Consider the following 21,486-nt stretch of genomic DNA (forward strand, 5'->3'; position numbering starts at 1 on the left):
TGCGGACAGTCGAAGTGAAGCGTAACTAATGGAGAATCCATGTCTCGCTTGACCAAGGTAAGTTTGGTGTGTCTTGCTCTGGCAATCACGCTGGCACTCCTGTCGGTATTTGTTGAGCGGGTTGGTCCTGAATTAGTCCAGTACGGCGATTCGGATTACAGGCCCGTATTAAAGGGTGGCTTTCCTTTTGCGTACTTGTTTGACGCCCCTGGGATTTCCGTCGAGCGGCAGCTCGCCTTCGTCGAAGACAAGCTGTTTGCAGGCGCTCTCATCCTCGACATTGCTATCTACTTCGTTATCGTCTTGCTACCGATTCTGGTTGTCTCGCGTCGTCGTTCAGCTCGTAAGCAAGCCGCAAACGGCATCAGAATGTGAGCCGTCTGTTCCGAGAAATGTCTGCTCTGGGTCGGTTGCGGTCCTTCGCTGGTGGACTGCTACCGGCCATGAGCGGCCGTTCAACGCCCCCATCTAATCTTGATAGGAATCCATGGAAAAGCAAGAGGACGTATGTTCAAGATTCGGTGCAGTGGCCGATCCGCCAGCCCTTGGGGCCAAGCTGGGGATTGCGCTCGCCACCATTGGAGAACTCCCCATCAACGGCTTACGGGTTCGCCTTGACGAAGCGTGCGGGTGGTTTATCTGGGGTGGTGGCGAGGCATCGACCGATCCCGACTTCTATCAGCCGCTTCACGTCGCACACGTTGCTGAGTTCCTGCCATCGGTTGAACCTTACTTGTCACTGCCCCCGGGCTACAGGTTCCAAATCGCCGGTGGGCATGAGGATGTTTGGTTCGACCCGGCACTCCTAGCCGAAAAGTGACGGTCCGCTCTGGGTCGTAAGCGGCCATTCGCATTGCTCCGCGTTAGCATGGCAACTCCGTTCTTAGCAGGACTGATGCCATGGCAAAAGCACTGCTGTCCGACGAGCTGTGGTCCGTTATCGCAGCTCAGCTTCCAATACATGTCCCATCTCCAAAAGGCGGACGTCCACGCATCAATGACCGAGCAACGCTGACCGGGATTCTGTTTGTGCTCAGGACTGGAATACCTTGGGAATATCTACCACGTGAACTTGGGTGCGGTAGCGGTATGACCTGCTGGCGTCGGCTACATGAATGGACGCAAGCCGGCGTCTGGCAGAACCTTCATGAGGCGATACTTCGGCGGCTCCGCGAATACGACCAAATCATGTGGGACCGGGCGAGTATCGATGCCGCGAGCGTGCCGTCGCCATTCGGCGGCGAGCATACCGGTCGAAATCCAACTGACCGTGGCAAGCTCGGCTGCAAACATCACGTGGTGGTGGACCAGCGTGGGTTGCCATTAGTGGCCCGCTTCTCGGGGCGCAAGTGCACGATTCGCGTTTGCTCATTCCATTAGTTGAGGCAATCCCGGCCGTCAAAGGATTGTCGGGCCAGGCTCGCAAACGTCCGGGAAAGCTACATGCCGATCGAGCCTATGCTTCACAAGCACACCGAGCTTGGCTGCGTCATAAAGGAATCGCAGCACGGATCGCGCGCTACGGCGTAGAGTCACGCGAAAGGCTTGGCCGATGGCGATGGGTCGTTGAGCGAACCCTTGGGTGGCTCCACCGATTTCGCAGGCTCCGCATTCGCCACGAGCGTCGGGCTGACATCCATCAGGCGTTCCTCACGTTGGCCTGCTCTCTCATCTGCTGGAGATACGTCGAAAGGTTTTGTTAGGCGCTCTAAGGCGCGCCTACTCTTGGAAGATTAATAGTGAAAACACACCCGACGCCTGGGAGGTTCTTTACATTAATTTTTCCGCTAGCGGCGGCGACACTTTGCTTCGCAATCGACAGTCCGAGTCCAAGACCAGACTTGTCAATACTGTACTGGGTAAACGGTGAAAACATGGTTTCTGCCTCCCCGTTCCGCAACCCACCGCAGTGGTCTGCAACATCGATAAGGACACAGTCGCCAGCTGCGTAAGCACTCAATCTTACTTCGCTATGCGGATGGGTAAATTTAACGGCATTTTGCAACAGATTGGCCAGTGCGCCTAGGAGTAGGTCACGATTTCCCTTTAAGTAAATAGATGGGTCGACATCTGTAATCGTGATTATGGACCCGCGAGCGCTCGCATCCAGCTGCGCAGACTCTCCTGCCTCATGTATGTAATCCGCAAGACTAAACATCTGGTTTGAAGGTAAAGGCACGCTTCCTGCGCGTACGTCCTCAAGCGAGTTATCGATGAGTTTCGCCATAGACACCAGGCCTCGCTTCAGAACCGTCCCGGTCGCACCTGACAGAGTCAGTTTGCCTCCCTCAAGGGCACTCGCTGCGAGTCTAGCAACATTTAACGAGTTCCTCAGCTCATGCATGAGAAAGCCCAGCCGTTCGTTTGAATTGGCCGATTGCTGATAAGCGATAGAGGCGTCCCGTTGTGCGCTAAATTCAGTGACGGCATCTGCAATAGCGTTATCCAGGCAACGGTTCAATGTACGAAATTCGTCGATGGAAAACGGAACCTTCCGCTCGATCGCCAAATCGGTAATAGCTTGGCAGAGGTCTCCGTAGTCGTGTACGACTTGGTCAACGGTGTAGTCGAGTCGCAGGAGCGCTGTTCCATGCGCGGCTGCAGTCAATCCCATTTCTGACAGCGCCAGGGCATCACCCCCCGCGCCCCCTGATATTTCTGCACCGGCAGCTGCACTCGTATTCTGCTCGGTCCACAAGGTTCTGGTCAGCTGTTCGAGGAATATCGGAATGCCATTTTTCAGTTGCTCAGGCGTGGCGTTTCGCCGGGGCCTTTTTGCAACCTTATCAATGCACCTTTGGAGAAGCTCGTCAATATTGTCTGCTAAGAAATCGTGCATCATAATGAGCTCCCCGGCGGGATGCCGAACACCTTCCAAGCGCTAAATCAGTGCCCCTCAGGAAATGTTCGGGGTCCACGTGCGAACTGTCGCAACGCCCCCATGTGCGTCGAATTAAGGGCCGGAGTCGGGATGCAAAATGAAACCAGAGAAGCGACTCCGAAAATCACTGGCTTCATCGTCTCGCGGCGCGGTGCTCCTGGAGATATCGTTCGCAAACGCCCCATGAAGACCGCCCCTTATCGTCCGTTTGGCCGGCGGCGGTTGGCCATTATGCTAAGCGGTAACTGGGTGGTACATGACGCGCCGCCCAATTATGGCCTGAGGCCTGCATTGGGCGCTAACTCCGACCTGAATAGCTAGGTCAGCATTATGTATTCTTGTTGGGCGATGAACGCAGCGCCTACTGGTCAACCATCTTATTTACGACCGTCGGAACCGGTGGGGCTTTCGCTCCCGCTACCGCAATCCTCGGTCTGGATGGAACGTTCAACTGTGCGGCTCCAATGCCTGGCTGCACGGTAACATGTACCCGCTGAACGCCATTGACCCCCATCCCTTGGCGATTCCACGCTGCATTCGGGTCGATTGGCTGCTTGTTCCCTTTCTCGTCCGTCGCGCGGCATGCAATCATATACTCGCCAGGAACCTTGGCCTGCCAGGGGAATCGCCATTGCGTCCATGCGTAGCGATCTATGGACACAGGGACGAGCGTCGCGTCGCCCCATGTGCGGGCGTCATCCGTACTTACCTCAACCCGAACGATGCGCCCTGCGCCAGACCAGGCCATCCCCTCCAGCACGTGGTTGCCTGGTGCAACAAAACGCCTCCGAGTTACTAAATCAGGGATCCCCGGGGGCTTGAGGGCTGAATGCACGCGTTTGTGCGTCAGCGGCTCACCGAGTTCGCCCTTAACTTGTTGATAGCGATACACTTGAAACTGTTCAACGCCTTGGAAGGTTTCGTTCAATACCGTAATTGCACGTAGCCATTTAACACTGGCCATGCCATACCAGGACGGGACAATCAACCGCAGTGGGAATCCGTGTTGCGGCAGTAAAGTTTGACCATTCGCTTCCCACGCTAACATCACGTCGTCGTTCAAGGCGTCCGCTACGGAAAGACTACGCTCAAACGCGTGCTCCACGCCCAGATCAATACCCGTATCCCAGCCAGTAAACAATACGTCAACTGCGTCGTCAAGCAGGCCTGCTTGTTCCAACAATGGACGTAAGCGCGTACCGGTCCACTGGTAGGTTCCGATTGCTTCCTTAAACCAAGGGACATAAATCGAGCGCGGGTGCAGTGTTGAACGGCCTACGCCTGCGCATTCCATGGTCACCACTTGTGACATTTTTGGCTTTGACTTGATCTCATCCAGGGACAATCGGACAGGCTTACGTACGCGACCGCCAATCACCAGTGAATATTTAGTTGCGTCGAGCTTTGGAATGTCAAAATGAATCAAGAGGTAATGGCACCCGAGCGGCGTGATAGGCTCACTCAGCAGTTCCGCCTGCATGCCATGATTGCGAAATGCAAGAATGGTTTCGGCTCCACTGAAACCACTGGACGCTTCTTGCGGCGGCACGCGTTCTGCTGTTGGCTCAAGTGTCACGGTAGTGCAGTTCTTCGGCGAAACTTGAGCCGGATTTCCTGTTGTAACTTGGGCAGAGGCACCTCGTCCCATGAAGGCGACGACACCGGCGGTACTGGTTAGCATGAATCGACGTCGCTTGAATGACAGCCCTGGTCTTGTTTCTTCGTCGACCCCGGGTTCGGTAGTTTGGCTCGATGCACTCACCGGGGTTTTGTTCTCGTTAGTACCGTTGGGATCCATACGATTGCCTTTCAAAGCAATGCATCTCTTCTTTAACGGTCAAATCTCCACCTCGAACGCAGCCTGACTGTTGCGGATGATAACTGTGCTTGGTAATGTCAAGATGGGCTATCAGCAAGTGCGCGTTTGAGTTTAGTCATAATCGAACATGCCGTAGTTTTAAGGCAAAATAGAGTGCACGTGTTCTTGGCGGATTGTATTGTTCATTTAAGATCACAGCCGATCGTCTGTCAAGGTAAATACAATTTCAATAATCGGTGGAAGTTTATGCACAGCAGTATTCATTTTCAAAAAAGGGGAGCTACGACAATAATCCCATCCTATGAATAAATTCCTCTTCTCCGGGACTCGTTGGGACGGGCATTCCCCCATTGTCACGGACACTCCCGTTAGGCGCATTTTAGATTTTCAAATTGTATTGGGCTGACATAGCCGATAGTGGATTGACGCGGGCGTGGAATGTAGAGCCTTTCGACAGTCGTCCACGTCAGCACGTAAATCATCCCTGGTCCGGTAACGCTTTTGCTAAAGCGCTCGGTCTTAAACGTTGAGAAGAAGCTTTCCATTGCAGATGGCTCGATACTTGGCGATAAAGCCGTACTTCACTTGAGGTCGGCTGCGAAGTAGCCGAGCGACTTTTTCAAGATGTCACGCTCCGTCCTGACCTTGGCTAGCTCGCGGCGCATGCGATCGTACTCATGGCTGGAAACCGTCTCTCGGCCACTGACGACCTCTGCATCCACGTTTGCGTCTCTGCTCCACCGGCCCAGCAAATCGGCGCCCATGCCAGGGTCGCGCTCGCCGCCTTGCTCGCGCCAGGCTGAGCTACCAGCTTGACTGCCTCGCGCTTGAACCCTCCTAAAACAACCGTCTTTCACGCACCGTGTAACACCTCCGACAGGGGCATCGTACCCATCGAAAGTGTCGTCTTGGTGGGGAATGCCCAACACCCTTACGTGCCGGTGTACATCCCGAGCCTGAGCCGCAGCAGCGTGAACTCCTCCGGCGTCCCGTTCACGAACGGCCAGGCGTCTCCCGTACCGTACCGCTCCATGTAGCGGCGCAACTCGACCGCATTGCCGATGGCCGGCTGCATGCTCAGCGAATACAGGTAGGGCGCGTGCAAACCAGCGCCTGGCGACTGCCGCGCAGGTGGCAGGCGCAGGTTGGCGCTGTCGCCGTACTGGAGGTTCAGTACGGCGAGCCGGCCCGACATCGGGTCATTGCAGAAATAGACATCGCGTCCGGCATGCGTTTGCAGCAGAACCTCGGGAAGGCGCGCCACCATCGGCCGAGAGTTCCGCACAGGCATGGCCCGGGCAAGCGGGCTGAGCAGCTGCGCGGCTGCAGCGAAGGCGAGGAAAGATCTGTGTGTATGCATTGCTACTGTATCTCCTTTATTGTGCTTGCCAAAGCGGCGTTGGGACCGTACCTGTCGCGCGGGACACCGCCGCGTTTCTGCGTTATGAAGGCCTCGCGCAGGCGGACCGCGTCCGCCCCAGGCGCCACCGGCGCCGGGAACGCGGCGACCGGCTCCAGCATCCCACCAGAGGCCGGCGAGCCCAGTGCGCTCATTTCGAGACTGGCCTGTGCAGCCATGGCGACGGCCCCAGCAACACCCATCGCCGCCCACAACAAGCGGTGGATGTAGTTACCCGCCACGCTTTCGTCGTCTTTGTCGTTCTGCACCTGAGTCATCGCATGCTCCCGGATTCTTCGTCCAAGATTCGATGGCGCGCCCCTCGCGTGGGGCGCGCCAAGGATTCATTTCACGACGTCGAAGCGCACCATCATGTGGTGGTCTTCGTGGATCGTGTTATGGCAGTGCATGATGTACTTGCCGACGAAATCCTCGAAGCAGATCAGGATCCGCACCACTTCGCCCGGCTTGAGTTCGAACACGTCCTTGCGCCCGCGTTCGTGGGGCGGCGGCGGCAAGCCGTTGCGCGTCAGAATGCGTGCTTCCTCGAAGTGGATGTGCACCGGGTGGCTCCAGCTGCCCTTGCCTTGCAGCTCCCAGATTTCATCGACGCCCTGCTTGATGATCGCGGCAGGCTTGGTCACGTCGAACAGCTTGTGGTTGACCGTCCACAGATCGTTCTCGCGGTCGAATTCCCACCTTCTGACCTTGGTGTTTGGCGGCACCACCGCACGGCGCAAGGGGCGCAGCAGGGCCGGCACCTGGCTCTCATCCTTTTCCTTCGGTTCGGCGTCGACATCGAAGCGCAGGATCTGGGTACCGGGCGTGAGCCGTTTCCCGGTCGGACCGCGCCCGTCCAGGTGCTCGAGCCGGTTGACCAGGTAGACCTTGCTGCCGAGCGGGAACTTCGAAAAATCGATGACGATGTCGCCGCGCTCGGCCGTCGCCAGGCGCAGGCGGTCGGTGTAGATCGGGGAGGTCAGCAAGTTGCCGTCATTGGCGATGTGATAGAACTTCTGGTCGGCGCCGTTATGCACCAGGTAGAACTCATAGAAGCGCAGCGACGACGCGTTGAGTGCGCGGAAGCGATACTTGCGTTTCTCGACCGAAAAATAAGGCTGGATCTTGCCGTTGACGCAGAATTTGTCGCCCACCATGCCTTCCGGGTCGAACTGGTTAAAGTACAGGTAACCGCCGGAATCGAAGCTCTTGTCCTGGAACATCAGCGGAATGTCGTATTTTCCGACCCCGCTCGGCAGGCGCAAGGCCCCTGTCCGCTCGTCACGTTCGTTGCCCGTGTCGAGGCCGTCGAAAATGAGATAGAAACCGGCCAGCCCCTTGTACACGTTCGGCGCGGTAAATTCCATGCGGTGGTCGTGGTACCAGAGGGTGCCGAGTGCGCCTTCCGGGTCGCCGTCGGTGCCAGGGAAGTCGGCACTGTTGGACAGCTTGTTCGGATAGTGATGGTCCTTGAACTTGCCGGCGCGGGTCAGGGTCGGCCCGTATTTGTCGCGACTGAAGTAATCACCGGGAAAGCCGTCGCTCTCCGATGGGTTATGGCCGTTGTGCAGGTGGGTCGAGATTTCGGGCGAGCCGAAGCCTGTCGGGTTGTCGGGCAAATCATTTTCGATGCGCACCAGGATCGGCTCGCCGTAGTTGGCGACGAAGGTCGGGCCCGGCAGTATGCCGTCAAAGCCCCAGATATCCTGCTCCGGCAAGTGCGGATGAAACGAATGCGACCCCTTCCTGGCACGCAACTCGTAGAACTTGCGCGGCGGGTACTTGTGCCAGACCTGGTGCGGCAGCCGGCCCGCCTCGTCCTCGACGGGGAACTCGCCCGGTGCGGGGTTCAGGCGCTCTACGGGCTCCTTCACTTCCGGAATCGGCAGTTTTACCATGAAAGGCGGCGTCGCCGGCGCCTTGCCGACACGGCTCTGCATGAAGTCATTGCGCACGCTGCTGGTCGTCGTCGCGGACTGGGTGGTCGTCGTACCCGTTGTCTTGCCTGCCGGTACGGCTGCTTTGGTGGTCGTAGTGGTGGTAGTGGCGGCCGGCTGTGCCGTTGCCGGCGTTGGCGCGCCACTTTCGCGCACGGCCGCCAGCACGCCGGCGCCGGCGGCGGCCAGGCCGCCCGTCACCACCCAGCGCCGCGTATGCCTGCCTTCCTTCCGTTCTTCTGTTTCCTTTGATTCTTTTTTTTCGTCGAATGTGTCCATGGTAATACCCCTAGGATTTTTTTGATGTGCCTACATATAGCTGGAAATCGAGTTGACGATCTGGTCGGGCGCCGCCAGTGCCGGGATCATCGACCAGCGGTCGCGTCCGGCGTGACCGATGCGCAGCATGCCCGTGTGCTGTTTCAGGTCGGCGTCGGCGACGGCGTCGAGCGAGTAGAAGCCGAGCCGCAAGCGCAGCAGCTCGACATGGTCGGGCTGGCCGGTCAGAAAGGTCCAGCCCGGCTTGACCCCGAATTTTTCCATATACCGGCGCAGGTCGGCCGGCTTGTCGATCGCCGGCTGCAGCGTCAGCGAATACATGAACACATCCTTGTCCATATGTTCCCGCAGGATCTCGTGCACCTGCAGCAGGTTCGCCGTATTTGCCGGGCACAGGTTGCTGCAGTTTGCGTACATCATGTTGACCACGACCAGGCGGTCCTTGACCAGGTCGTCATGGAACCGGACGTGCCGTCCGTCGTGGGTTTGCAGCGCCACGTTCGGCAGGCCGCGGCCGTCGTCGACCGGCAACGGGGTCGGCGTGGGGGTGTAGGTGCCCCCATGTTTGAAAATCGGGTACAGCAATGGTGTGGCGACCGCCGCCGCCAGGAAGATCCTGCGCGATTTCATGATCTGCTCCCTCATTATTGATAAACGCTGATTGTTCCCGCTTCCTGCAACATCATTTCTGACCTGGCCGCACCGGCGTCGTACTGCCCACGACAGGCGGACGGATGACCAGTCGCACCGAGGCATCGAACTGCCGGTAGGGCACCTGGCCGGCCAGCGGCAAGGGCTTGCCCGCAGCGGCCGCAGCCGTGCTTGACGCAGCGCCTGCACGCCCAGGGGTCATGGGCATCGCCGGATCTTCCAGGACCACCAGCACGAGGGCCGCAATCGCGGCCAGGCCGGCGGTGACGAAGGCGTGGCGCCGTGTCGGGTCCTCGTGCCGTGGCTGTGTCATCGCGCCTCCGTCGATATGCGCGAGCGCTCCGCCACTTATAGCTGCCGCCCCGCCTTGCGGAAAGTCGACATCACCGGTTCGACCAGGTACTGCAGCGGCGTCTGGGTCGCACCGTCGATATACACCTCGGCCGACATGCCGGCCTGCAGCTTGACCGCATGGCGCGCGCCGATTGCCTTCTCGTCGGCCGCCACCAGCACGCTGAAATACGACTGCCCGGTGCCCTTGTCCACCAGCCGGTCGGCCGAGATATAGGTCACTTCACCCTCGACCATCGGCGCGCTGCGGTACTTCAGCGCCGTGAACTTGATACGCGCCTTCTGGCCCTGGTAGACATGGTTGATTTCTTCGGGTCGGATGTGGGCTTCGAGCATCAGGCGCGCGTCCGAAGGCACGATCTCGGCGATCGAGTCACCGGGCCGCACGACAGCACCGGGCGAGGTGAACTTCAGATCGATGATCTCGCCGCTCGCGGGTGCAACCACCACCTGGCGGCTGGCTGCATCGTCGGTCTTGCGCATTTCCTGGTCGATGTCGGTCAGGCGCGCGACACTTCCTTTCACCTCGTCGCTGGCCGTCTGAACATAGGCGTTTTGCAGCGAACGGATGCGCAGGTCGATGTCGGCGATGCGCTGCGCAGCGCGCGCCAGCTCAGAACGGCGCTCGTCGACCTTGGCCGCATAATCGGCCACGGTGGCCTCAATCTGGGACAGCTTGGCGCTGGAGATGAAACTGTCGCGCTGCAGGCCGCGGTTCAGTTCCAGGTCCTGGCGCTGCAGGGTCAGTGAGCGCTCGATGTTGGTGATCTGGGCGCGCAGCGATTGCGCTTCGCTGCCAACCTGCTGGCGCTGGGTGCGCATCAGGGCCACTTCGCTCTCGAGCGACGTGCGGCGGCTGGCGAACAGGCTCGCTTCCTTGGCCATTGCCTGGGCAACGCGCGGGTCGCGCTCGGCCGCGTCGCGCAGGTCGTCCGGAAAACGCAGGCTGGCCGTGCGCAGTTGTTCGCCTTCGAGGCGCGCGAGGCTGGCCCGTTCGACGATCGCGCGGTAGGCCAGCCGGTTGCGGTCGACATCGACGCCGACGTCGCCCAGCATCAGCACCGGTTCGCCTGCCCGCACGCGCTGGCCGTCGCGCACCAGTACCTGGCGCACGATGCCCCCTTCCAGGTGCTGAATCGGGCGCCGGTTCAGGTCGACCTTCACATACGCCGGCGCCACCACCGCCATCGACAGCGGCGCGGTGCAGACCCAGGCCGCCATGGGGACCAGGGCGAGCAGGAAAATGGTCAGGCCAATGCGGCCGAGGCGCCGCCCCTGCGCGCGGCTGCCGAGCGCTTCCAGCTCATCCATCGTCATTGCATTGTTCATCATCATCGGGTTGCTCATCATCGTCTCCTCAAGCGACGCTGGCGGTGTCGACCACCGCCTGCGCCTGGCGCTGCATTTCCCGCATCACTTCGGCCGCGGCTCCGTAGCGCTTGGCGCGGCCGTTCTCGAGTACCAGGATCTTGGTGACGTGCGCAATCAGCGAAGGCCGGTGCGTGACGATGACGGTGGTGACCCCGTCCGCGCGCAGGCCGCTCACCGCATGGGCCAGGGCCAGTTCGCCAGCGCCGTCGAGGTTCGAATTGGGCTCGTCGAGCACTACCAGGCGCGGGTTGCCGTAAAGGGCGCGCGCCAGGGCGATGCGCTGGCGCTGGCCCGGGGAGAGGCGCATGCCGCCCTCACCTACCAGCGTGTCGTAGCCATCGGCGAATTCGAGGATCATCTCGTGCGCGTTGGCGCGCTTGGCCGCCGTGAGCACACGCTCTGAATCGACCTCTTCGAGGCGGCCGATGTTGTCGGCCACACTGCCGTCGAACAGCTCGACATCCTGCGGCACATAGCCGATCCACTGGCCGATCTGGGCGCGGTCCCAGCGCGCCACGTCGGTCCCATCGAGGCGTACGGTGCCGGTAGCCCCGGTCCAGACGCCGATCAGGAGCCGCGCCAGCGTCGACTTGCCGGCCGCGCTGGCGCCGATGATGGCGAGCGACTCGCCAGGTTCGAGGGACAGCGCCAAGTTATAGAGCACCGGTTTTCCCGAGCTGGGCACACGGTAAGACAGGCTCTCGACCTGCAGCCGTCCGCTGGGACATGGCAGTGCGAGCTGTGGCGCGCCGCCGTTCGTATCGAGTGCGGCGAGGCGACCGTAGGCGGCGCGGCCGTCAGCCAGCGCGCGCCAGCTGCCCACCAGCTGCTCGACCGGCTGCAGAGCGCGCCCAAGCAGCACGGTGGTGGCGATCATGACGCCGGCCGAGGCTTCCTGGCTGATGACCAGCCAGGCCCCCAGCGCCAGCATCGCGATCTGGATCACCTGGCGCAGGAAACGTGTCAAGGCGCCGAAGGCCACCCCGCCGCGCCCGGCGCTCGCATGCAGGGCAGCCACCTCGTCCTGCAGCGCGCGCCAGCGGTCGAGCAGCCTGCCGGTCATGCCCAGCGCCTGCAGCACCTCCGCGTTGCGCAGCGAGCTTTCGACATAGCGGGCGGCGCGGCGCCCGTCCTGTTGCAGGCCTTCGATCGCGGCGCGGCTGGTGCGGTGGTTCAGCCAGGCCAGCACCAGCATGATCGACACCGAGACCAGGGCGCCGAAGCCGAGCAGCGGGTGGAAGGTCCAGATCAGCACCAAAAACAGCGGTGCCCAGGGCGCGTCGAACAGCGCCGTGAGCGCGTTCGAAGAGAGGACCGTCTTGATGGTGGCGAGGTCGCGCATGCCTTCTCCTGCGGCGGCATGCGGCGTGCGGGCTGCGCGCTCGACCAGGCTTTCGACCAGCGGGCGTGCCAGCTCCTCGTCGGCGAGCGCCGCCATCACTCCCTGCATGCGCTGGCGGACATAATCGAGCAGCAGCATGACAACCATCGCCACCGCGGTGCCGACCAGCAGCACCACCAGTGTTTCAGGGCTGTGCGTCGTCAGCACCCTGTCGAATACCTGCAGCATGAACAATGCCGGAACCAGGTACAGCAGGTTGACGCAGAAGGAAAACAGGCCCATGTACCCGAGCAGGGGCCGCAGCTCTCGCCAGACTTGTTTCATGACGGTCTCCGGGGAGTGGCGTCGGCGTTATGCCTGGGCGAATGTGCTGCCGACGCGCGCGCCGGTGCGGCGGCGCGAACGCACACGCCAGAGGGCGATGCCCGCCAGCGTGAACGACATCAGGATGCTCGGCTCCGGGATCGGCGCGTCCTGCAAGCCGCCAACCCGGATCTGGCGGATATCGAGGATGTCGGTCGCGGAGAAGATCGATACGCCACGCAGCAGCGTATCGTTGTCGACCGTGATCGTGAGCAGGTTAAAACCGTTTCGCAGTTGCTGCTGGTAGCTGGTGGTGGTGCCGTCGAAGCTGCTGACGAGGATGTCAGCAAAGCGCCCGGCCGGGTTGCCCGCCACCGCGCCGAGGCGCAGGTTGTAGAAGAAGGTGGTGAAGGCGCCACCCCGTACGTCGATATCCAGAGAACGCAGCGCGCCGTCGGTTGCGCGTACGGTGGGCGGTACCGCCGGCACGGCGGCCGGGTTCTCGAAGGCGATCAAGAGTTCGTCCGCGGTGAAATCGACCAGATAGTCGGTGCGCCCGGCGATGCCGGTCACCGTGGTGCCCGGTCCGGTCACGACACCAGGCCTGGTCGGGTCGAAGCGCACGTTTTCCACTGTTCCCGCGGCCGGGGCAACGCCTGGGGTGAAAATGACGGCGGCCTGCACACTGCCTGCCATCAGCGCTGCTGCCAGGCAGAGTCCCACATTCTTGAACGACTTCTTGACGATTTGCATTTTGAACCCCTTGGTTTGGTGTGTGTTGCTGTAGTTATGGTTGAATCGCTCCCTGGCGCGACGCTGTCGGCGCCTGTGCCAGGGATTTTTGCTGCATTTGCTTTTACTACGTTCCTGCCTGTCTACTTCTCCGCTTTCTGCTTTCTGCTTTCTACGTTAGGCCACCGCCAGCGGCCCCGCCGTCACGCTCTGGAAGACCGGCACTGTGCCGCCGCTGAGCAGGAAGTCGTCGATTGTCAGCGTCAACGGGTCGCCCACACCCTGCAGCACGAAAGAACCGATAGTGCCGATCGTTACCCGCATGTCGAGACCGAGGTCGAGGAAGCTCACGGACGAGGCGAAGGTGGCTGCGGTAATGCCAAGCCCCGAGATGTCCAGCAGGTCCTGGCCGCCCACCGGGTTCGCATCGAAACCGGTAACGATGTCGGCGCCAAAGGGGCCGGGGCCGAAGACGAAGATGTCGTTGCCCTCGCTGTCCTGGAGCATGTCATTGCCTGCGCCGCCTTCGAGCCGGTCGTTGCCCGCGCCGCCGCGCAGCGTGTCGTTCAAGGTGCTGCCCTTGAGGATGTTCGACAAGCCGTTGCCGGTCAGCGTCCCCGCGACGCCGCTCTGGGTCAGGTTCTCGACGTTCGCGCCGAGCGTGTAGGCAGTCGAGGTGGAGAACACGGTATCGACGCCCGCATTGAGCCCTTCCTCGACAAGGTCGGTTGCGACGTTGACGAAGTAGCTGTCATTGCCTGCGCCGCCGCGCAGGGTGTCGTTGCCGGTGCCGCCGTTCAGGCTGTCGTTCCCGTTGCCGCCCGTGATGGTGTTGGCCAAGTTGTTGCCGACCCCAGTGAAGTTGCCGCTGCTGATATAGGTCAGGTGCTCGATGTTGTTGGCCAGCGTGAAGCTGGCGGCGCTGGACAGGACCAGATCGGTCCCGGCGTTCCCGCCCTCGACCACCACGTCGAGCGCCGTGTCGACGACATAGGTGTCGTCGCCGGCACCGCCGACCAGGCGGTCGATTCCCGTGCCGCCGTCGAGCCTGTCGTTTCCGCCCGCGCCGGTGATGGTGTTGGCCAGCTCGTTGCCTTCGCCGATGAACGCGCCGCTGCCGGTGAAGGTCAGGTGCTCGAGGTCGGACCACAGGATATAGCTGTTCAGCGTGGTGAGGACGGTGTCGATGCCCTGGTTGCCGAACTCGACCGCATCGTCGAGTGCCTCGTCGACGATGTAGGTGTCGTTGCCCAAGCCCCCGAACATCACGTCGACTCCGGCGCCGCCGTCGAGCCGGTCGTTGCCGTTACGGCCGCGCAGCTCGTTGCTCAAGGCATTGCCGGTACCGATGAAACTGCCCGTTCCGGTATAGGTGAGGTTCTCGACTGTGTCGCCCAGGGTGTAAGCCGCCAGCGTGGTGCTGACCAGGTCGATGCCCTCGCCGCCCGCCTCGATCACCTGGTCGCCGAGGTTATCGACGACGTAGCGATCGTCGCCGCTGCCGCCGGTCATGACATCGAGCCCGACGCCGCCGTCGAGCGTGTCGTCGCCCAGGCCGGCGTCGAGCACATCGTTGCCGGTGCCGCCGCGCAGCGTGTCGCCGCCGTCCAGGCCGGCCAGGCGGTCATCGCCGGCGAGGCCGTCGAGCACGTCGTTGCCGGCGCCGCCAGTCAGGCTGTTGATGCCGTTGTTGCCGTTGCCGACGAAATTGCCGGTACCGGTGTACACCATGTCTTCGATGTTGTTGGCCAGCGAGAAGCTGCCGAGCGAGGTGCGGACCAGGTCCTGGCCCTGGTTCAGGCCTTCCACGGGCAGGTCACCGACATCGCTGACGATATACGTGTCATTGCCGATGCCGCCGATCAGCCGGTCGACGCCGGCGCCGCCGTCGAGGATGTCGTCGCCGGCGCCGCCAGTGAGCACATTGGCCAGTGTGTTGCCGGTACCGGTAAAGTTGCCGGTGCCGGTAAAGGTAAGGTTTTCCAGGTTGGCTCCCAACGTGTAGGCGTTGAGCGTCGTCTGTACGGCGTCGGTGCCGCCGTTCAGGTCCTCGTTGACGATGTCGCCGACGTCGTCAACGACATAGGCGTCATGCCCTATGCCGCCAGTCATGACATCGACCCCGGCGCCGCCACTGAGCGTGTCGTTGCCCGCCAGGCCAATCAGCTCATCGGCATACGGCGTACCGATCAGGATATCGGCCAGGTCCGTGCCGCGCATGTTGTCGCCCAGCGGCGCCGTCGGGTCGGAAAACACGACGCGATTGACGCCAAGGAGGTCCCTGAAGCTGGCCATCACGCGCAACTCGAGGCCGACCTGGGCCTGCTGCGGCATGAAGGTCAGTCCGGTGGCGCCGGCGATATTGACGTAAGTGGCACCGCTGCGGACTTGCCACTGATAGGTCACCGCCGAGGGGGATACGCCGCTGAATTCGGCGATCGTGCCCGGCAGGGCCGTCAGCAAGCGCAGTTCGGTCGGCGTGGTGTCGTCGATGGCCGGTTCCCCGGTCAGGTTCATGGTGCGGTCGGTGAACTGCAGCCGCTCGATATTGCGGATGCGGTCGGTACCGTCGGTCGCGGTGCCGCGCAAGTGGGCGACGTTCCAGGTACCGTCGGCGTTGCGGGTGACGTCATAGTTGGCGCGCAGGTCGGAGTACACGGCCGTATCGACTTCGTTCTCTGCGTTAGCCGAACCGAGGATCTCGCGCACGATGACCAGCTGGCCGGGATTGATCTCGCCCGACAGCATGCGTGTCTTGAGGTCGGCGATGGTATCGACCGAGAACATTTCTTTCGTCGGATCGCCTTTCTCACGCACGCTGACGCGCACGTTAAGCCAGGCATCGCCGTCGATCAGGTCGTTGCCGGCCTTGCCGGTGATCTTGTCGTTGCCGGCGCCGCCGATCAGGATGTCGGCGCCCGTACTCGGGTCGAACACGACAGCCTCGCCATTGTTCTCTGCCGGTCTTCCGAGCAGCTCCTGCAAGCCATTGATCAGCGCCACGTTCTTCTGCAGCAGCATGCTGTCGGTTGCTGGACCGCCAATTATGCCGCCCGGCTCGCCGGCCGTGCCGGTCGGCCGGATGGTGCCGACCAGGATATCGTCGAACTTCCAGCCAGACAGTGCTTCAACGGAATCGAAGCGGTCGCGCAGGATGAACGGGGCCTGCTGGCCGAAGATCGGGATGCCGAGGTCGGAGTTTGCCGCGACCGGATCACCCTTGTGGATGGCCCAGTCAAAGCCGAGCATGCCGTTGTTGCGCTGGATGCCGGCGCCCTGCACCATGATGTCGTCGCCCGATTCGCCGTCGTAGTCCGTGTCGTTGCCCTGGCCATTGAGGACGTCGTGGCCGATGATGCTGCTGTCGAAGAACAGTTGCGAATTTTCGCCCGACAGGCCGTCGAAGCCTTCGCCGCCCTCGATCCAGTCGTCACCCTCATTGCCCATCAGCACGTCGGAGCCGTTGCCGCCCAAGAGGAAGTCATTGCCCTCGCCGGCGAAGATTTCCGTGAAGTCGGGACCGACGATGAAGAAGTCCTGGCCGGCGCCGCCGAACACGATGTCGTTGCCGGCGCCGTTGCTGATGACGTCGTTGCCGTTGTCGCCGCGCAGGAAGTCGGCGGCGCCGGCTGGCGTGCCATGGTCGGTGATGATGTCGTCGCCGTCGCCGCCATGCACCTGGTCGGCTTCGTCGCCGCCGTCGAGGATGTCGTTGCCGCCATCGCCCCAGAGCGTGTCCATGCCGCGCCCGCCCTTGATGATGTCGTTGCCCGGCGTACCGCCCAATACCACGTGATCGGCGCCGTCGTAGGCATAGATCAGCTGGCCGCCGTCCTTGTGGCCGTCACCATCGACATCGATTCCCGGCGCCTTGCGCGTTACCAGCGACGTAAAGGCGTTGAGCACCGGATTGTGGCGGCCCGGGTCGCCGTTCATCGCGGTGCCACTGCCCGTGCCATCGGCATCAATGCCTGTATTCTGCCTGCCCTTGTCCATTTCCAGCGTATAGCTCGGCGCCGTGAACAGCAGGGCCGGCAAGTGGGTCGTGCTGCCGACGTCGCCGATATCGGTATTCCGCATGACCATCGCGGAGAACAGGTTGGCCTCGAGCTCGTTGAGCATGTTCAGGCCTTGCGTGCGGCTGAGGTAATAGAAGCGGTCGCCGTTCTGCAGCTTTTCCATCTGCGCTTCGAACACGAAGTTGAAGGTCGGGGCCAGCATGCCGCCGAACTCGAGCTTGGCTTCGGCGAGGCCGCCGATCCAGAAATCGACCTTGTTCAAGCCGGTCTCTTTGGTGGCCCACGTACCGGTGCTGTTCAAGAAGTCGGTGCGGTCGCCCGGCGCGGTCTCGAGCCGGTAGGTGGCGCTGACCTTCGTCGGATCGGCATTGATGACTTCGTCACCGTTCAGGTCCAGGTCGCCCATGACCAGCAGCGTGGCGGCGGCGCGCTTGCCCGCCAGCGAAGTCTCGGCCAGGATGCTCGGGTGCATGCCATAGGCGGCGATGAAGTTGATGATCGAGGCCGGGTTCTTCATGTGCGGGGCAAAATCGGCCCAGCTGGTGTAGGGCTTGAGCTGGGCGTCGCCGGTCATCTCGAAGAAAGCCTTGCGCGCCTCGTTGAAGCTTGGCGCGCCGGTATCGCGGGCACGGGCGATGTTCAGGGTGGCCAGGTCCAGCGGAAGGCCGACCAAATTGTTGCGCAGCGCATCGGTGACGAATTCATCGATCTCGTTGCCGACCTGGCGCGACATGCCGCGCACGATCTGGCCGATCGCGATATCCGGGTCGATGGTGCCGTTCTTGTCGAAGGCGATCGGGTTAAGGAAGGCTTCGATCAGGCCGATGTCGCTCGAGGCCAGGTTGGCGTCCAGGCGTGCGACGGTTTCGTTGAGCATGGAGTGGCCGAAGCGGTACACGACGTTGGCGAACTCCTCCATGATGGACGGGTCGATGTCGGCCGAATTCGAAAACACGAAGGGGTCGATACTGGGCTGCACAGCGCGCGCGAATTCCTCGAACACCATGTGCTGGTACTGCATTTCGTTGGCGAAGCGGCCAGCCTGGAACAGGCGTTCGCCGTCCCATTGGAGGGCGGCGATGTCCGCCGCGTCCGTCGGGATGGCGCCGATGTCGACCGCCAGCCATTCGTTGATCACGGCCAGGTCGCCGCTGCCGAGAATGGTGTTCTTGTAGTCCTCGACCAGGCGGTTGTGCTCATCGTGGAAGACGGCGTGGATCGCGGTCAGGCCGATATTCTCGTTGCCGCGGCCGTCACCGGTGATGAAATGGCGGTCGAGCAGTTCGTTGTCGTAGGTGCCGCGCGGCTGTGGAGCATTCCCTATCGGGCCGGTAATGCTGTCGGTATCGGCCGTCATCGGTACGGCCGGCGTGGCGCGGTTGCCGTCATGGTCCCAGGTGCCGGGTGTCGCGGCGTGGGCAATATCGTCGAGGAAGGCATGTCCGGTCCGCAGGGTATTCGCAGGCAGCGGCATGCCCGCGCCGCCCGGCGCGTCGGCTTCGACCAATCCGGTGGCGGTGACGATCTGGACCCGGCCGGTTGGGCTGCGCAAGAATTCGCCGTAGCGGTCGGTGGCCAGCAGCGGCACATTGAAGATGTCGCTATCGAGCAGCTGGATACCCAGCAGTGCCGCCGCCTGGGCCTTTACCTCAGCCCAGTTGCCGATGCCATGCTCGCCGTCGATCAGGCGGCCGGTTGCCAGCGTCTTGCCGTTCACCAGAGCATATTCGCGCAGGAATACCTGGTGCGAGGGATGTGAGGTATAGGTCTGGTTCTGGTCGATGAACGGCGTGGTCGTGTTCAGGTGCCCGGTCAGGTCGTCGGCGGTGCCCATCTCGGCGTCGGGGCCGGGATGCTTGTTGGACGCACGCGTCAACACCATGAAGTTGGTCGGGCTGCCCGCGACATACAGCGGATCGTCCTCCTGCAGGGGTACGTACACGGTGCCGCCGCCCTTGCTGATCAGGTCGAGACCATGGTCGAAGAACTGGCCGAACAGCGCCATCATGCCGTTGAAGGGAGGCGACAGGCCGATGTCGGGCGACTGGTTCGGAATCAGCAGCGTGCCGTCGGCCGAAACATGGACGGTCTCCATTCCTGGAAACGTCGCGATGTCGGCGCGGTCATCGGCAGCGGCAACGGCGGCCGGATTGCTGTCGGTCTGGTCGACGATCAGGTTCGAGATGATGCGTGGCTGCGAATCGAACACCATGTTGCCGGTGGTGGTCTGCGCATAGCTCGAACTTGTAAAAGCGGGGCTGCCTGGTCCAAAGAAATTGGCGGCCACGCCTTCGGCGTTGTGCCAGACGCCGGCGACCAGGCGCGGCATGATGTTGTCGGCCGCACCCATCCGCTCCATGCCTGGCAGCAGGCTGTTCCAGGTACCATCCACCGTGCGCAGGCCGTTCGGCATCAGGGGACTGCCCACCAGTTCACGCAGCAGTGGACCGTCGACGGAGCCATCTGACTTGGTGCTCGCCTCCGAAATCTTGATCTGCTTCAGAATAAACGCCAGGTCGTCCAGATTGACATTGAAGTTATATTGCGAATTCAGAGACATGTTGTTTCCCCTAGGATAGTTTGGACCACCTTTTTGTTGACCAGTTGCCTGGCGACATATGGTTCCGTTTTCAAACCACCTCCCCAATCTGCAGGCAAAGGGGTGCCCTTACGTCTGGATAGCGCATTCGAACATGACGCGTTATGCAGAATAACCAGTAGTGGCAATCGGCGTATTTATTAAATTAGCATAGAAATTTACGCAAACGGCATAAATTTTTACATGTCACAAAAAGTACACAATGCTAAATTTTCGTTCCATAAATTATAACTATCGTTAAAATTTTGATCATAGTCTCGTAGGAACCCGCCTACAGGTCATGTAGGAAGTGAAAACAGCATGGGTTTACGAGTGAGAAGCTCTACGCCCCGTAAAAAAAGATGAGTTGGCAATGCTGACGTGTAGGCGCGATATTCGGCATGCATAAACGCTTTACTGACCCGAAAGTTATATTTACCCGGTTGCGTTTTATTTGATCGCATGCCCAGAATATCGGGGCATGCCTGTTTTCGTCATATTTGACGAAGGCATGGCTGAGGCCTTCCCGGCGTATGCTCGGGCGCCGCGTAAAACAATAAGTCACCAGATCCGGCTGGACTAGTTGACTGAACGTAATTCCAAAATTCGGGGAGATGATAATGCGTGCACTATTAGCTGATGACCGCTCGAACCCACACCACGTTTCACTCCAATCGTGGAATGGACATTACCCCGGCACGCGAAAAACAGGTAAGTCATGCGCCGGAATGCTCATGCTTGCCTGCCTCAGCTTGAGCGCCTGTGGCGGCGGGGGCAGTGGCGGTAGCGCTGGCGCAACCAGCGTCGTCCCGCCGGTCACAGTGACGCCAACGCCTGCCCCGACGCCGACACCGACACCGACCCCTACGCCAGCCCCGACGCCGAGCACGACGACGCTGGCGCCGTATGCAGGCACCTGGTACGGGCCTTGTCTGGGCCGGACCCAGGACACGGCCATCCTGAGCGCGGCCGCCTCCGGCGCGAATGCCCTGCAATTGAACCTGGTGCGCAACTTCCACGCCACCGACGGCTGCGCCGGGGCGGTTGCCGCATCCGAGAGCTTGAGTGCCGATTTTTCCCTGACCTACATCAGCACAACGACGGCCGGTGCGGTGCTCACGCCCGGCACGAGCGCGATACAGGTGCCGCTCGACCTGGTGACGATCGCGATTCCAGCTTATTCCCGCACGCGCAGCGGCCCGGCCCTCACAAGCACGAGCGCGAACGGCGTGCGCACCTGGTGCATCGACTATCCCGATGGACCGGTGTGCAGTACCGACGCAGGGCTGCAGCCGGCGACGAGCGCGCCGGGCGCGCTCTACATCGACAACGGCGAACTGGTGCTGCTCTCGCCGGCAGGCGCGAGCTACATCGCCGATATCCGCTATACGAAGGTCCGCGCGACCACGCCGCAAAGCCAGGGGCCGGTATTCCAGCGCATCGACACGGTGCAGGGATCGGGCACCCTGGCGAGCTCGGGGCGTACGCTCACGGTGAATTACACAGGATGGCTGTACGACGCGACCAAGGCCGATTTCAAGGGTGCGCAGTTTGATACCTCGATCGGCAGGACCCCCTTTACATTCCGGCTCGGCACCGGCCAGGTGATCGCGGGCTGGGACCAGGGTCTGCTCGGCATGCAGGCGGGCGGCAAGCGCACCCTGATCATTCCAGCGTCCCTGGCCTACGGACGCGCCGGCAGCGGAACCACGATCCCGCCCGACGCGCCACTGATTTTCGAAGTCGACCTCATCAGCGTGCAGTAAGGCGTCCGCACGGTGGACCGGTCATGCCTGTGACCGGGACTGCACATCATGGGGAGAG

15 protein-coding genes and 2 pseudogenes are annotated in these 21,486 nt (G+C 61.6%); 4 read left to right on the forward strand and 13 right to left on the reverse strand.

Translation table 11 applies throughout. The features are described from left to right. The first annotated feature begins 39 nt into the window (after positions 1–39). The 3 genes from ACHAC9_RS22900 (at position 40) to ACHAC9_RS22910 (ending at position 1,703) form a co-directional block, all read left to right on the forward strand. Positions 40–375 (forward strand): hypothetical protein, encoded by a 336-nt coding sequence (locus ACHAC9_RS22900; RefSeq protein WP_435763825.1) that lies wholly within the window; start codon positions 40–42, stop codon positions 373–375. A gap of 112 nt (positions 376–487) precedes the next feature. Next, a complete protein-coding gene (locus ACHAC9_RS22905; protein WP_435763827.1) occupies positions 488–820 on the forward strand; it encodes an immunity protein Imm33 domain-containing protein in 333 nt (110 codons plus the stop codon). Between the two features lie 80 nt (positions 821–900). Continuing rightward, positions 901–1,703 (forward strand): IS5 family transposase gene (locus tag ACHAC9_RS22910; protein ID WP_435763829.1). Its coding sequence is split into 2 segments (ribosomal slippage): positions 901–1,342 and positions 1,342–1,703, totalling 804 coding nucleotides; the frame shifts between segments, so codons are not numbered across the junction. Between the two features lie 5 nt (positions 1,704–1,708). Here the strand turns inward: ACHAC9_RS22910 and ACHAC9_RS22915 are convergent. From ACHAC9_RS22915 to ACHAC9_RS22975, 13 genes and pseudogenes are all read right to left on the reverse strand, one after another. Then, positions 1,709–2,842 carry a sensor histidine kinase gene (locus ACHAC9_RS22915; protein WP_435763831.1) on the reverse strand — a complete coding sequence of 378 codons (1,134 nt, stop codon included), beginning with the start codon at positions 2,840–2,842 and terminating at the stop codon, positions 1,709–1,711. A 400-nt stretch (positions 2,843–3,242) separates the two neighbouring features. Beyond that, the gene (locus tag ACHAC9_RS22920; protein WP_435763833.1) at positions 3,243–4,679 is read right to left on the reverse strand and encodes a sulfite oxidase; all 1,437 of its coding nucleotides are present in this window, start codon (positions 4,677–4,679) and stop codon (positions 3,243–3,245) included. 389 nt (positions 4,680–5,068) lie between these two features. Then, positions 5,069–5,251, reverse strand: a pseudogene (locus tag ACHAC9_RS22925) (IS3 family transposase); the annotation flags it as partial. Between the two features lies 1 nt (position 5,252). Next, a pseudogene (locus tag ACHAC9_RS22930) lies at positions 5,253–5,368 on the reverse strand (IS3 family transposase); the annotation flags it as partial. Between the two features lie 263 nt (positions 5,369–5,631). Continuing rightward, positions 5,632–6,060: a hypothetical protein gene (locus ACHAC9_RS22935; protein ID WP_435763835.1), complete on the reverse strand. Its 429-nt coding sequence runs from the start codon at positions 6,058–6,060 to the stop codon at positions 5,632–5,634. 2 nt (positions 6,061–6,062) lie between these two features. Then, complete coding sequence (locus ACHAC9_RS22940; protein WP_435763837.1) at positions 6,063–6,377, reverse strand: hypothetical protein; 315 nt, start codon at positions 6,375–6,377, stop codon at positions 6,063–6,065. Between the two features lie 66 nt (positions 6,378–6,443). After that, the gene (locus tag ACHAC9_RS22945) at positions 6,444–8,315 is read right to left on the reverse strand and encodes a multicopper oxidase family protein (RefSeq protein WP_435763839.1); all 1,872 of its coding nucleotides are present in this window, start codon (positions 8,313–8,315) and stop codon (positions 6,444–6,446) included. Positions 8,316–8,345: 30 nt separating this feature from the next. Then, entirely contained in the window at positions 8,346–8,945 is a 600-nt protein-coding gene (locus ACHAC9_RS22950; RefSeq protein ID WP_435763841.1) for an SCO family protein, read from the reverse strand. A gap of 52 nt (positions 8,946–8,997) precedes the next feature. Then, positions 8,998–9,279, reverse strand: a complete 282-nt coding sequence (locus ACHAC9_RS22955) for a hypothetical protein (RefSeq protein WP_435763843.1) — start codon at positions 9,277–9,279, stop codon at positions 8,998–9,000. 35 nt (positions 9,280–9,314) lie between these two features. Beyond that, positions 9,315–10,664, reverse strand: a complete 1,350-nt coding sequence (locus ACHAC9_RS22960) for an HlyD family type I secretion periplasmic adaptor subunit (RefSeq protein ID WP_435763845.1) — start codon at positions 10,662–10,664, stop codon at positions 9,315–9,317. Between the two features lie 10 nt (positions 10,665–10,674). Further along, the gene (locus tag ACHAC9_RS22965; RefSeq protein ID WP_435763847.1) at positions 10,675–12,354 is read right to left on the reverse strand and encodes a type I secretion system permease/ATPase; all 1,680 of its coding nucleotides are present in this window, start codon (positions 12,352–12,354) and stop codon (positions 10,675–10,677) included. Between the two features lie 27 nt (positions 12,355–12,381). Then, a complete protein-coding gene (locus ACHAC9_RS22970) occupies positions 12,382–13,086 on the reverse strand; it encodes a hypothetical protein (RefSeq protein WP_435763849.1) in 705 nt (234 codons plus the stop codon). A 156-nt stretch (positions 13,087–13,242) separates the two neighbouring features. Continuing rightward, positions 13,243–19,644 carry a peroxidase family protein gene (locus tag ACHAC9_RS22975; RefSeq protein WP_435763851.1) on the reverse strand — a complete coding sequence of 2,134 codons (6,402 nt, stop codon included), beginning with the start codon at positions 19,642–19,644 and terminating at the stop codon, positions 13,243–13,245. 752 nt (positions 19,645–20,396) lie between these two features. Here ACHAC9_RS22975 and ACHAC9_RS22980 point away from each other — a divergent pair. After that, positions 20,397–21,428: an FKBP-type peptidyl-prolyl cis-trans isomerase gene (locus tag ACHAC9_RS22980; protein WP_435763853.1), complete on the forward strand. Its 1,032-nt coding sequence runs from the start codon at positions 20,397–20,399 to the stop codon at positions 21,426–21,428. The last annotated feature ends 58 nt before the right edge of the window (positions 21,429–21,486 follow it).

It is taken from the genome of Massilia sp. CMS3.1, from assembly GCF_051262535.1.
Classification (GTDB): Bacteria; Pseudomonadota; Gammaproteobacteria; order Burkholderiales; family Burkholderiaceae_D; genus Telluria.

Excerpts from the sequence above, each read along its gene's own strand:
- ACHAC9_RS22905 (WP_435763827.1), top strand. The coding sequence starts at position 488 with ATGGAAAAGCAAGAGGACGTATGTTCAAGATTCGGTGCAGTGGCCGAT.
- ACHAC9_RS22935 (WP_435763835.1), bottom strand. The coding sequence starts at position 6,060 with ATGCATACACACAGATCTTTCCTCGCCTTCGCTGCAGCCGCGCAGCTG.
- ACHAC9_RS22955 (WP_435763843.1), bottom strand. The coding sequence starts at position 9,279 with ATGACACAGCCACGGCACGAGGACCCGACACGGCGCCACGCCTTCGTC.
- ACHAC9_RS22945 (WP_435763839.1), bottom strand. The coding sequence starts at position 8,315 with ATGGACACATTCGACGAAAAAAAAGAATCAAAGGAAACAGAAGAACGG.
- ACHAC9_RS22900 (WP_435763825.1), top strand. The coding sequence starts at position 40 with ATGTCTCGCTTGACCAAGGTAAGTTTGGTGTGTCTTGCTCTGGCAATC.
- ACHAC9_RS22940 (WP_435763837.1), bottom strand. The coding sequence starts at position 6,377 with ATGACTCAGGTGCAGAACGACAAAGACGACGAAAGCGTGGCGGGTAAC.
- ACHAC9_RS22920 (WP_435763833.1), bottom strand. The coding sequence starts at position 4,679 with ATGGATCCCAACGGTACTAACGAGAACAAAACCCCGGTGAGTGCATCG.
- ACHAC9_RS22970 (WP_435763849.1), bottom strand. The coding sequence starts at position 13,086 with ATGCAAATCGTCAAGAAGTCGTTCAAGAATGTGGGACTCTGCCTGGCA.
- ACHAC9_RS22960 (WP_435763845.1), bottom strand. The coding sequence starts at position 10,664 with ATGAGCAACCCGATGATGATGAACAATGCAATGACGATGGATGAGCTG.
- ACHAC9_RS22950 (WP_435763841.1), bottom strand. The coding sequence starts at position 8,945 with ATGAAATCGCGCAGGATCTTCCTGGCGGCGGCGGTCGCCACACCATTG.
- ACHAC9_RS22965 (WP_435763847.1), bottom strand. The coding sequence starts at position 12,354 with ATGAAACAAGTCTGGCGAGAGCTGCGGCCCCTGCTCGGGTACATGGGC.
- ACHAC9_RS22915 (WP_435763831.1), bottom strand. The coding sequence starts at position 2,842 with ATGATGCACGATTTCTTAGCAGACAATATTGACGAGCTTCTCCAAAGG.
- ACHAC9_RS22980 (WP_435763853.1), top strand. The coding sequence starts at position 20,397 with ATGCTTGCCTGCCTCAGCTTGAGCGCCTGTGGCGGCGGGGGCAGTGGC.
- ACHAC9_RS22975 (WP_435763851.1), bottom strand. The coding sequence starts at position 19,644 with ATGTCTCTGAATTCGCAATATAACTTCAATGTCAATCTGGACGACCTG.